Source organism: Actinoplanes sp. NPDC049668, from assembly GCF_044465445.1.
Lineage (GTDB): Bacteria > Actinomycetota > Actinomycetes > Mycobacteriales > Micromonosporaceae > Actinoplanes.
This window is the reverse complement of sequence record NZ_JBITLR010000005.1, coordinates 367,630-379,362: the sequence shown is the minus strand read 5'-3', so window position 1 is coordinate 379,362 and position 11,733 is coordinate 367,630. Positions and strand designations below refer to the sequence as shown.

At 73.2% G+C, this 11,733-nt stretch carries 9 protein-coding genes; 1 reads left to right on the top strand and 8 read right to left on the bottom strand.

The features are described from left to right. Positions 1-15: 15 nt before the first annotated feature. The 5 genes from ACIBSW_RS22840 to ACIBSW_RS22820 form a co-directional block, all read right to left on the bottom strand. The gene (locus ACIBSW_RS22840) at positions 16-2,841 is read right to left on the bottom strand and encodes a DUF6493 family protein (RefSeq protein WP_354728585.1); all 2,826 of its coding nucleotides are present in this window, start codon (positions 2,839-2,841) and stop codon (positions 16-18) included. Further along, positions 2,838-4,160, bottom strand: coding sequence for an SWIM zinc finger family protein (locus ACIBSW_RS22835; RefSeq protein WP_354728587.1), 1,323 nt, complete (start codon positions 4,158-4,160; stop codon positions 2,838-2,840). The genes ACIBSW_RS22840 and ACIBSW_RS22835 overlap by 4 nt, the downstream gene beginning before the upstream one ends. 31 nt (positions 4,161-4,191) lie before the next feature. Beyond that, a complete protein-coding gene (menC, locus tag ACIBSW_RS22830) occupies positions 4,192-5,298 on the bottom strand; it encodes an o-succinylbenzoate synthase (protein WP_354728589.1) in 1,107 nt (368 codons plus the stop codon). After that, on the bottom strand, positions 5,295-6,131 hold the full coding sequence (locus ACIBSW_RS22825) for a GNAT family N-acetyltransferase (RefSeq protein ID WP_404799427.1): 837 nt from the start codon (positions 6,129-6,131) through the stop codon (positions 5,295-5,297). The genes menC and ACIBSW_RS22825 overlap by 4 nt, the downstream gene beginning before the upstream one ends. A gap of 72 nt (positions 6,132-6,203) precedes the next feature. After that, entirely contained in the window at positions 6,204-7,259 is a 1,056-nt protein-coding gene (locus ACIBSW_RS22820) for a glycosyl hydrolase (RefSeq protein ID WP_354729405.1), read from the bottom strand. 329 nt (positions 7,260-7,588) lie between these two features. Between ACIBSW_RS22820 and ACIBSW_RS22815 the strand changes: the two genes are divergently transcribed. After that, positions 7,589-9,787 (top strand): M4 family metallopeptidase, encoded by a 2,199-nt coding sequence (locus ACIBSW_RS22815; RefSeq protein ID WP_354729407.1) that lies wholly within the window; start codon positions 7,589-7,591, stop codon positions 9,785-9,787. Between the two features lie 25 nt (positions 9,788-9,812). Here ACIBSW_RS22815 and ACIBSW_RS22810 read toward each other — a convergent pair whose 3' ends face one another. The 3 genes from ACIBSW_RS22810 to ACIBSW_RS22800 all read right to left on the bottom strand — a co-directional run bounded on the left by ACIBSW_RS22810 (position 9,813) and on the right by ACIBSW_RS22800 (position 11,631). Beyond that, positions 9,813-10,385, bottom strand: a complete 573-nt coding sequence (locus ACIBSW_RS22810; RefSeq protein WP_354729409.1) for a DUF6642 family protein — start codon at positions 10,383-10,385, stop codon at positions 9,813-9,815. Between the two features lie 100 nt (positions 10,386-10,485). Beyond that, entirely contained in the window at positions 10,486-10,941 is a 456-nt protein-coding gene (locus ACIBSW_RS22805; protein WP_354729411.1) for a GNAT family N-acetyltransferase, read from the bottom strand. A 204-nt stretch (positions 10,942-11,145) separates the two neighbouring features. Further along, positions 11,146-11,631, bottom strand: coding sequence for an NUDIX hydrolase (locus ACIBSW_RS22800; protein ID WP_354729413.1), 486 nt, complete (start codon positions 11,629-11,631; stop codon positions 11,146-11,148). Positions 11,632-11,733 lie beyond the last annotated feature (102 nt).

The window sequence follows — 11,733 nt, the reverse complement described above, 5'->3', positions numbered from 1 at the left end:
CGGTTCGGCGCCGCCTCAGGTCAGGAGCACCGACCGCAGGCGCCTCGCCTCCTTGACCAGCCGCGTGCTGCCCGGCCTACCGGCCACCTCCGCCAGTCGCTCGATCTCTGCCCGGACGCCGGTCTCGGCGGCCACCCGGCTGGCGAGTTCCAGCAGGTCCGGCAGCCCGCGCGGCGCCTTGGGCAGCAGGAGTGGGAGGGCCGCGGCGAGGACCTCCCACACGGCACCGGAGGCGCCTGCCGCGTGGGCGTCGGCCAGGGCGAGCACGACCCGGTTCAGCTTGACCGTGCCGTCGCCGCACAGGTCGCCCAGGTCCGCGCCGAGCGCGGCCGCGAACGGTTCGTCGCGGGCGGCCAGGATCAGGAAGGCGTCGACGGCCGCCGCCCGGTCGGCGCGGTGCCGGGCGCCGCACAGGTAGGCCAGCGCGAGGGTCATCGCCGGCCCGATCGGGCCCGAGGCCTCGGCGAGCTGTGGGAACGAGCTCGCGCCGGCGAGTCCCTCCTCCTCCGCGAGGGCGGCGAAGCCGAGCAGTGCCCGCGCCGCGACGACCTCCCGGTGGTGCGGCAGCGCCATGGCCAGCACGTCCACGTCGGGCACCAGGTCTTCCCGGTAGTAGTCCGTTCTGGACCGGTGAACCAGCGGGACCAGACGCTTCTCCAGGTGGAGCCCGCCGTCGCGCACCGGCTCGAGGTTGGCGACGACCCGCCGCGCCACGGGCTGCGCGCGGTAGCCGGAGAAACCGGTGGCGCCGGCGCGTTGCTCGAAGCGGGTGCTGACCGGGTCCGGCAGGCCACCGGCGGTCAGCCACTCGGCGAATTCCCGGCCCGCGGGCGTGGTCAGTGCTTCCGCCCGCCTGGTCACCTCGGCGTCTCGATCGCGGGGCACCCGCAGCAGCGCCTGCTCGAGGTCCAGGCGCCACGGCTGCCACCCTTGCGCCTCGGCCGCCTGCAGGCGTCGCAGCAGCACCTCGGCGGGAAGTGCGCCGTTGACGTGCGTCGGCGTGGCGACCAGCATCGGCACCGGCGCCCTCGCCACCTGGACCGTGATCTCGGCGATGCGCAACGACAGGATCCCGTCGGGCGTGGCGGCCAGGGACGAGTCGCCGCCCTGATGTGCCGCGCGCACGCCGGAGATCATCCGCAGCAGGCCGGCGCCGTGCCGGTCCGGCGCGATGACGGCGCGGATCGCATCTCCGAGGAGGCCGATCCGCTGCCAGTAGCCCCAGTCATGGTCGGCGAAGTGGTTCGGGTGCCGGTCGAGCACCGGCTCCAGCGCGGCGGCGAGCTGGGCGGTCTCGCCCGCGGCCCGGCGCGACACGAGGCCCGCCAGCACCCGCTCCCAGCGGACGGCCGACTGTTCATGCAGGAGCGCCACCACCTCCTCGGCCAGCTCGGCGGCGTCACCGATCGGCGGCGGCATCGCGGCCGGCGCCGGGATCACCACCGCCAAAGGTGCGGCGACTGCCGCAGGACCAACCAATGCCGCCGGGCCAACCCCGGCCGGGCCAACCACCAGGCCAGCCCCCTCCAGGCCAACCCCCGCCGGGCCAACCCCCGCCGGACCAGCCCCCGCCGGGCCAACCGCCGCGCCGGCCGATGCCGCAGGGTCCGCTGCGAGTCTCGGTTCAGGTGTGGTGCTGCCTAACGTCGCTGCCGCGCGGGCGCGCAGGTCGGCGCCGAGCGCGGTGGCCGCGCCGGCCAGGCGGGCGCGGGTGTCCGCGGAGATCCCCGCGGACCGCCGGTCGACCAGCGTCAGCGCGCGCTCCTGGATGTCGAGCGCGGGATGGCCGAAGGCCTCGGCGACCGTCTCGAGCACCTCGCCGGCGCGTTCCGGTTCGCGCCGCGCGGCCCGGTCCAGCAGGGTCAGCTGCGCCTTCACCACGTTCTTCTCCTTGCGCAGGAGCGTGGGGCGGCTCGCCTCGAGCAGCGTGTCGAGCTCCAGCCGGCCGGCGTCACCCACGGCGCGCAGGGCGCGCTGGGCGAGGGCGGCGACGGTCGATGGGGCGTCCGGCAGGAGCCGAGCGTAGTCGGAGGCGTATTCGGCGAGTTCGTCCACGGTGGGCGCCAGGGCGTCGTGCAGCAGCACGAACGTCCGTAGATGGTGGGGCCGGTCGCCGCGGACCAGGCGATCGACGGTGGCGGCGAGGATCTGCCCGCGGTCGAGCCGGCCCTCGGCGACGAGCTGGGCCACGGCCGCGGGGAACAGCGGCGCGCTGTGCCAGCCGGTGTCCGTCCGGTGGTAGCCGGTGTTCATCTCGCCGCCGAGCCCGTCGATGTCGAACACCGACGGCAGCAGCACGTCGAGGAACGGGTGTTCGCGCATCCGGTCGACGTACCGTATCGGGCGGTCGTGGTCGCGGAACTCGTTGAGCTCCCGGAGCCAGCCGCGCACCACCGCCTCGGTGGCCGGTGGGGTGGCGCCCGCCGCGCGCAGCACAGTGGACACGAACGACCAGCCCTCCGACCACCCGTCCCGCGTCACCAGGCCGTCGGCCAGCCGGACGGCGAGCTCGCCCAGCCAGGGCAGCTCGCGTTCGCGCGCGATCCGCAGGAAGCCGTTCGCCGGGACCGAGTGCCACCGTTCCCGCAGGTCGCGCCGGCAGAGCAGCGCCGCCGCCCGGGCGGGTGACGGCATGCACCCGATCACGGCGAGTGCGTAGCCGCCGGACGGGTCGGCGCCGGGCGTCCACCAGTCGTCGGTCCTGGTCGCCTTGATCCGGGACTCCACCCGGGGTGCGCAGGCCAGGCGCTCCTGCTCGGTGGCGGCCAGCAGCAGGCCGGTCACCTCGGCGTGCTCGGCCTTCTGGATGTGCCGGTCGAGCGCGTCCCAGTCGAGGCTCACGCCGTCGCCTCCGCGCCGGCGCGGACCAGGCGTACCGCGAGCGCGTGCTTGCACGGGCCCCGCCCGCCGCGGTGGCCCGCCCACCACGGGCAGGTGCAGGAGAAGAGGCCGTCGACGTGGCGGACCTGGTAGGTGGCGTCGGCGCCGCGGACGGCCGCGACCTCACCGGCGAAGCTCACCGCGCCGGCCTCGACCAGTGCCCGGGCGCCGGCCAACCGGGGGTTCATCCGCTCGACGGCATCGGCCGAGTAGGGCAGCGTGCGGTGGAAGTAGCCCGCCTCGGCCACGTCGAAGCCGACCCGTCCGGCCGTGCCGAGCGCGGTCAGCGCGGCACGGACCCGCGCGGGTTCCAGGCCCGCCGCGGCCGCGAGCGCGGCAACGTCGATCGCCGGATCCCACGAGAGCAGTGCGCTGACCAGGTCGGCGTCGTCGAGCACCTCGTCGCTCGACAGCGCCTCGAGCACCGCGCCCTCGCCGGAGAAACCCCGGTGCGGCTCGGGTGACAGGGTCAGCGACAGGCGCAGGGCCGGCAGGCTGAGCTCCCAGGTGCTGGCCACCGGGCCACTGCCGGCGGCGACCGGCGGGCCGTAAACCCGAAGGACGGTGGCGTGGCGCAGCAGCGGTCGCAGCGCGGCCAGGCGCCCCGCGCCGGGCAGGCAGACGGCGCCGGGCACCGGCCGGGACGTGATGCGTAGCGAGCGCCCGGCCGGCACGGCCCACAGCACCGAGCCGTCGGCGGCCGGCAGCCCGTTGAGCAGGGCGCGCGCCTCGGCGATGCCGAGCTCGGCGCGCGGGTCGAAGCGGGAGGTGAGCACCTGCGTCTCGGCGAGGCCGCGCAGCCAGCGCGAGGGCAGCGGCACCTTGCGCTCGACGAGCGGGCCGTCGAACGTCGTGACGGTGAGCTCGTCGGGCCCGACCGCGAGGTGCAGCGGGTCGGCGCGGCCGACACGGCCGAGGGCGCGCCGCAGCGGCTGGTTGACGTCGACGTTGGTGGTGCCGTGGGCGACGATCTCCCCGTCGAGGCCGGCGGGCAGCACGTCGAGGCGGGCGTAGACGCCGCAGCAGCCCGAGAACGACTCGAACCGCAGCCGGTCGGAGCCCGCGGTCACCACCGGGTCGAGGCTCCCCGGGCTCGCCGGGCGGAAGTAGCGGGTGCGGGCGACCTCCGCGACCGCCAGCAGGCCGGCCGCCGCGGCGCCGGTGTCGGTCAGGAACCCGGTGAAGAACCGGGGATGCGGTGCCGGACCGCCGGAGGTCTGCAGACGGAGGCCGTCGTCGAGCGCCGAGGGGCCGAGATACGAGTACGCCGCCGAAACCATGCCGCAGAACATAGAGGCGGGGTCCGACAAATTACAGCGGGATCCACTCCGTCTCGGTGGTGATCTCCCGCAGGAGCTCCGGAATCGGCTCGACGCCGAGGCCCGGTCCGGTGGGGACCGGCAGGTGACCGTCGTCCAGGACGAACGGCGCGGTGAGATCGGTGCGGTAGTAGCGGTCGGACGCGGACGTGTCGCCGGGCAGGGTGAAGCCCGGCAGCGCGGCCAGCGCGACGTTCGCGGCCCGGCCCAGGCCGGTCTCGAGCATCCCGCCGCACCAGACCGGCACGCCGTGCGCGGCGCAGACGTCGTGGATGCGGCGGGCCTCCAGGTAGCCGCCGACCCGGCCGGGCTTCACGTTGACGATCGCCGCCGCGCCGAGCGTGATGGCCGCGGCCGCCGTACGGGCGGAGGTGATCGACTCGTCGAGGCACACCGGGGTGCCGATCCGCCGCGCCAGCTCGGCGTGGCCGAGCAGGTCCTCCTCGTCCAGCGGCTGCTCGATCAGCAGCAGGCCGAACGGGTCGAGCCGGGCGAGGTGCCGCGCGTCCGCCAGGGTGTACGCCGTGTTCGCGTCCACCTGCAGCAGCACGTCGGGGCCGAACCGCTCGCGGACCGCCCGTACCGGCTCGACGTCCCAGCCCGGCTCGATCTTCAGCTTGATCCGCCGGTAGCCGGCGTCGAGGTAGCCGCCGACCGCGTCGAGCAGCTCACCGATCGACGACATGATGCCGACCGAGACGCCGCACGGCACCCGCTCGCGCACGGCGCCGAGCTCGCGGGCCAGCGGGCGGCCCTGCTCGCGCAGCTCGGCGTCGAGCACGGCGGTCTCCAGCGCGGCCTTGGCCATCCGGTGGCCCTTGAACGCGGCGAGCGCGGGCCCCACCGCGTACGCGTCCAGCCGCGGTGCCGCCGCGAGCGCCGGGATCAGGAAGCGGCGCAGCACGTCGGCGGCCGCGTCGGCGTACTCGGACGAGTACCGGGGGCTCGCCATCGCCACGCACTCGCCCCACCCCTCGGCCTCGCCGGTGACCACCCGCAGCAGCAGAATGTCGCGCTCTGTCTCCGTACCGAATGAGGTTCTGAAAGGGGTGACCAGCGGCATGCTGACGCGGCGCAGTTCGATGCCCTCGATCTTCATGGCCGCCGCCCCGCAGGGGCGCGGGTGAGCACATACCAGCCGGCGCGGTCGAAGCCGGCGAACCGCAGCCCGTCGCCGAGCAGGGCGGTCAGCGCGTCGCGGACGGCGACCCGCCACCGACCGGCGACGTCCGCGGCCGCCCGGCGCAGCGCCTCGACGTCCTCGGGCACCGCCACCAGCACGGTCTGCCCGTGCAGCGAGCCCGGCAGGGGTCCGCCGTCGGGCCCGCGGCGCAGCGCGACGGTCGCGGTGTCCGGCCGGGCGTGGCACGGGCGGCCCGCGGGCGCGAGGAGATCCCAGTACACCAGCAGCCGGTCGCTGTCGTCGTCGCCGTTGATCCGGTCGTGCATCGCGCCGTAGAAGTTCGGCAGGTACTCGGCCGGCACCGCGCCGAGCTTCGCCAGGTTGAAGTAGGCGTTGCGGGCGACGAGCGGGTCGAAGGTCCAGCTGATCACGGTGGCGCCCTGCCGCAGCGCCCAGGCGCGCTGGTGCAGCTTGAGGGCGTAGCCGACGCCACGGCCGGCACCGGCGGGGCCGACGCCCGTGATGTGGCTGTGCAGCTCGCGGTTCGCCGGCGCGGAGAAGAACGCGACCGCGGCGCCGACCGGGGTGGCGCCGTCGTAGGCGCCCGCGACGTAGTTGCCGGACTTCGCCAGGGCCCGCAGCAGCTCGGTGGTCAGCAGCGGCCCCTCCGCGTCGCCCTGCCAGATCCCGGCGAGCAGCCGGTCCAGGGCCTCCAGCTCGGCCAGGCCGGACACCGGCCGGACCACCACCCCGGCGGCCCGGGCCGCCGACTCGGCCGCCGCGAACGCCGCGTCGATGACCCCGCTCACGGCCGCGGCACCGCGGCGAAGACGTTCACGAGATCCATGTCAGCACACGTTCCAGGTGGGCGCACCCCCTGATCAGCCGGAGAACCGCTCGCTGCGCGCCATCTCCCGGTACGCGGCCAGCGCCCGGCGGTCCGTGTCCGGCCGGAAGTCGTGCGCGGAGTCCTCCTGGGTGTCGGTGTCGAACCAGACCACGGCGCCGACGGCCGGGGTGTCCTCGACCCAGGACGAGAGCTTCCCGATCCACGCCGCCTTGCTGATGGAACCGCCGTCGACCGCGGCGGTCTCGCTCAGAATGATCGGCTTGCGTTTTCCGTACGCCTCGCAGACGGCGCTGAACAGGGTCCTCGGCGTCTCGGAGTAGAAGTCGTAGCCGGAGACGCCCACCCAGTCGACGTAGGCGTCGCCGGGGTAGTAGCGCTGGAAACGGTTCCAGGACACGTTCGGCGCCGAGTTCCAGTTCGGGCTCCAGACCCAGGCGACGTTGGAGGCGCCCTGCTCGCGGAAGATGCGGTGCATGCGGCGCCACGCCTTGACGTAGCCGGCGGCGTCGCGGTCGTTGTGCGCGCCGTCCCACTCGAACCAGTCGCCGTTCATCTCCCAGCCCCAGCGCAGCAGGATCGGCCGCTTCATCCCGGCCAGTCTGCGGGCGACCCGGGCGATGTTGCGGTCGGACGAGCCGTCGTTGACGGTGGCGTACGGCGCGCCGTGCCAGGAGACCATCAGCGTGCTGGCCCGGTCGACGGCCGGCTCGGACGCGGGGACGTAGCCGTCCCAGGGGTAGAAGACGTGCACGATGCGCTGGTCGCGGCCGAGCTGGCGGCGGCGCAGCGCGAGGCTGTCCGCGAGCGACATGCCGTCCAGCGCGAGGTAGGAGCCGAGCATCGCCCGGCCCGCCTGGAACGGCACGGGTCCGCCGCGCGGCGCCGCCTTCTTGGTGACCGGCGGTGCGGAGACGGAAGGGGCCGCGGCCGTCGGGGCCGGGGCAGCGACGGACGGCGACGGTGGCACCGCGACGACCTGGTCCGGCGCGGCGGGATCCGTGCCGCACCCGGCCAGTAGCGCGAGCACGGCGAGGGCCGGCAGGGCGCGGCGGGGCAGCCGGCGGCCGCCGGGGTACTGGGCGGTCATGCCGGCTCCTTGGTGCGTTGGCGTCGCGTTCGGCCTCCACCTTGCCTCCCGGAGACGCCGCCCAGCGTCGTCCTTTCGCCTTCGTCACGCCGCTGACCAGGCCTTTCGCCGTTCTGAACCGGCGCACCCACGCCCGGCGACGCAGTAACGCGACCGATCCGGCGAACGGGTCATACCCGACGCTTGTCACCACGACGTTACGAAGTCGCCTTTCTTGCCATCAGTCGAAGTTTCCGATGATCTGTTCCACAGACGGCCATCTATGAATAGATTTCACTTCACCCATCCACGAACCTCGTTCCCGACCGGGGCGAGGGAAGGAGTGAAGCGTGCGCCGAACTCGAGCCGCCATCGCACTGGCCGTCACCGCGGCGTGCGCCGTCTGGGCCGCCCCGCCCGCGTCGGCCGCCTATCCGGTACGGGCACCCGCGCCGGACCCGGCGGCCGCGGCCGACCGGCTGGTCGCCGATGCCGCGACCGCGCCGGCGCTGCGGCTGGCACCCGAGGACGAACTGCACCGCACCGGCGTGGTCAACGGCACCCGCGGCCTGCGGTACGTGACCTATTCCCGTACGCACGACGGGCTGCCGGTGGTCGGCGGCGACGTGGTGGTCACGACGGACGCCGCCGGCGCCGTCAAGGGCACCGCCGTCGCGCAGGGCACCACCATCGACGTCGCCACCCGGGCGACGGTCACCGCCGCGTCCGCGCAGCGCACGTCCGCGGCGCTGCTCGCCGAGGTCGACGAGGTCCGGGCGGCCAAGCTGGTCGTGCTCGCCTGGGTCGCCACCCCGCGCCTGGCCTGGGAGACGGTCGTGTCCGGGCGTACGGCCGACAGGAAGCCCAGCGTCCTGCACGTCTTCGTCGACGCGCGGACCGGCTCGGTGCTGGACCGGGTCGACGACGTGCGCGAGGGCACCGGCAACGGCTACTACTACGGCGAGGTCGCGCTGGACACCAGCGGCACCGAGGGCGCGTACTCGATGACCGACACGACCCGGCCCGGCCTCAAGTGCGGCGGTCAGAACGGCGCGGCGTACACCGGCGCGGACGACGCCTGGGGCACGGGCGCGGGCACCAATCTCGAGACGGCGTGTGTCGACGCGCTGTGGGGTGCCCAGCGTCAGGCGGACATGCTCTCCAGCTGGTTCGGCCGCAACGGAATCCTGGGTAACGGGAACACTCCGCCGATCCGGGTCGGGCTGGCCGACGTGAACGCGTACTGGAACGGCACCTACACCAACTTCGGGCACAACCAGGCGAACGACCGCCAGGCCACCCCCGTCGACGTCGTGGCGCACGAGATGGGCCACGCGATCTTCCAGAGCACCCCGGGCGGCGCCGGCAGCGGCAACGAGAACGGCGGCATCAACGAGTCCACCGGTGACATCTTCGGCGCGCTGACCGAGGCGTACGCCAACAGCCCGCTGGACCCGCCCGACTACCAGGTCGGCGAGGAGGTCGACCTGGTCGGCCAGGGCCCGATCCGCCACATGTACAACCCGTCTCTGGCCGGGGACCCGAACTGCTGGTCGACCGCGATCCCGTCGACCGAGGTGCACGCCGCGGCCGGTCCGCTGAACCACTGGTTCTACCTGGCCGCCGAGGGCTCGGCACCCTCCGGTGGCCCGGCCAGCCCGACGTGCAACTCGAGCACGGTGACCGGTATCGGCATCCGCAAGGCCGGCGAGATCTACTACAACGCGCTGCAGGCTAAGACCTCGACCTGGAAGTACGCCAACATCCGCACCGCGACCCTGACCGCGGCGAAGAACCTGTACCCCGGCAGCTGCGCGGAGTTCAACGTGGTCAAGGCCGCCTGGAACGCGATCAGCGTCCCGGCGCAGACCGGCGAGCCCACCTGCAACGTGACCGGCAACGACTTCTCCATCGCGGCCTCACCGGCCGCGGGCGAGGTGCAGGCCGGCGCCGCGCTGACCACGACCGTCGTCACCACGGTCACCGCCGGCGCGGAGCAGACGGTCGCCCTGACCGCGGGCGGCCTGCCGAGCGGGGCGACCGCCACCTTCGAACCGGCCTCCGTGATCTCGGGCTCCTCGGCGGTGCTGACGCTGACCACCAGCGAGACCACCCCGGGCGGCAGCTACCCGATCACCATCACCGGTACGGGCGACGACGTCCACTCGGCCACGTACACGCTGACGGTGGTCGGCGCGCCGGGCTGCACGGCCGGCAACGCCACCCCCGTCGACATCCCCGACGCCGGCGCCGCCGTGACCAGCACCATCGCGATCAACGGCTGCGGGCGCAACGCCTCGGCCGGCACCACCGCCGAGGTGCACATCACCCACACCTACCGCGGTGACCTGGTCATCGACCTGGTCGCACCGGACGGCACCGCGTACCGGCTGAAGAACAGCAGCAGCTCGGACAGCGCCGACAACGTCGACGCGACCTACACGGTCGACGCGTCGGGCGAGGCCGCGGACGGCACCTGGACCCTGCGGGTGCAGGACGTCTACTCGATCGACGTCGGCACCCTGCGCTCCTGGACCCTCACCCTGTAGCGGACGCGGGTACGCGGACGGGCGGTCACCGCCCGTTCGCGTACACCGCGCGGAAGCCGAGATGATCCGAGAGCGCCGTCCAGCGCGACGAGCGCATCAACCGCTCCGTACTGTCGATCTTGCCGCCGTTGACCAGGGTGTTCAGCACGACCGTCTCGAAGGCGGCCGACTCCACCCAGTCGATCACCTTGGTGAAGCCGCACAGCATCGAGGCCTTCGTCTCGTGCAGGAAGTCCTGCAGCACCCGGTCCGACGCGCGCAGCACCGAGCAGCTGCCGAAGTACAGCGTCCGCCCGCCGCACCGCCCCGACATCCAGGCCGCGACCTCGTCCAGCTCGACCGTCTGCTTGCTGGTCAGGCAGAGCTGGGTCGGCTGGCCGTGCAGCGCGAAGAAACCGACCTTGTAGTCCGCGTACTTGCGTGACAGCCAGCTGTCCAGGTAGTAGTGCAGCTCCTCGGTGGTAGCCGTGTCCCGGTGGATGAAGCGGATGCTGCCGAGACGTTCGAGCAGCTCGAGGGTGGGCAGCACGGACCCGCGACTGGTCAGGTCGTCCTCCCACTGGCCCTCGACGCAGAACACTCCCCCCGTCTTGGACACAGGCCCTCCCTCTGCTCGGCGACGAGAGGAAGACGCTAGCCCACCCGGCCCGATCAGATGAGACCACCCGACATAAGGTACATAAGCCTCATAGTACGGATCACAGGTCCTTGGCCATGTTCCGGCCGGTCTCGGCGAAGCCCAGCCGCTCGTAGAGGGCCCGGGCGCCGGTGTTGTGCGCGAAGACGTGCAGACCGATTCTGGTCAGCCCGTTGTCGTGGCACCAGCGCTCGGCCGCCAGCATGATCGCGCGGCCGTGTCCCCGGCGGCGCAGACCGGGTTCGACGGCGACGTTGTAGACGAACGCGGCGTCGCGGGTGACCTTGATCCAGAGGAAACCGACCCGCTGGCCGCCGTCGTAGGCGTACCAGAAGTGGTGGTCAGGGGTGTCGTACTCGCCGGGAAGCAACTGCGCGTAGGTGTCGGCGGCGATCCGGGCCGCCTCCCGCGCCGACTGTCCCGACGCGGCGACGCTCCGCGCGTACTCCCCCTCGGTCTCGACCCGCCACGGCTTGTACTGCTCCTCGGTCATCGGCTCCAGCCGGACATCCGCCATGCCGGACAACCTACCGAGCCGGTCCACGGAGAACCCCTTGCGCCCTTTCCAGACCGCCCGGGCCGCGCTGCTCGCCGCCGCGCAACTGCGATCGCGGCGCCTCCGCGATCGTCTCCACGAGTACGCGTCCGGCTTGGCCGCACACGCCCGGCACCCAGCCGTGTCGACCTGGAGATCCGAAGCCCGCGAGCTGCTCGCCGCCGATCAGACGACGCGCGGGGGCGCCGAGCTGGCGTGGTGCACCGTCACTCCGTCGTAAAGGTAGGCGACACCGCCGGACTCTCGGGCAAGCAACGCCGCCTCGACGCGATCGGCCGTGTTCGTCGTCAGCCGTTGCCGCAGATCCGATCGCGTCGCGAAGGCGAACTCCTCCAGCTCCTCCGACTGCAACAGGATGCGAGACGGATCCTCAAGGACGCCACCGTCGAAGAGGAACCCGAACCAGGCCTTGCGCTGCTCGGTCGGTGGTACCCAGTCCACAACCAGCAACCGGCCCACGGCGAGTTCCAGGCTCAGCTCCTCCGCGACCTCACGGGCGCAGCACAGATGAGGCGGTTCCCCGGCTTCCATGATCCCGCCCGGCACATTCCAGTGATCCCGGTAGTCGGTTTCACCACGAGCACCGCCCCCGAAGGGTCCGTGATCAGTGCGCTCGCCGAGGCGAGGAAGCTCGGCAAGCCGCCGTACCACTGCGCTGGTTCGAGCCGCTCACCCACCCGCCATACGCTACGCGGCGATCCAGAACGCCCCGTATCGACCTGCCGATCGCAGCGAGACGGCGTTTCCGGGTCC

Coding starts and splice junctions, on each gene's coding strand:
- ACIBSW_RS22820 (WP_354729405.1), bottom strand. CDS start 7,259: ATGACCGCCCAGTACCCCGGCGGCCGCCGGCTGCCCCGCCGCGCCCTG.
- menC (WP_354728589.1), bottom strand. CDS start 5,298: ATGAAGATCGAGGGCATCGAACTGCGCCGCGTCAGCATGCCGCTGGTC.
- ACIBSW_RS22835 (WP_354728587.1), bottom strand. CDS start 4,160: ATGGTTTCGGCGGCGTACTCGTATCTCGGCCCCTCGGCGCTCGACGAC.
- ACIBSW_RS22805 (WP_354729411.1), bottom strand. CDS start 10,941: ATGGCGGATGTCCGGCTGGAGCCGATGACCGAGGAGCAGTACAAGCCG.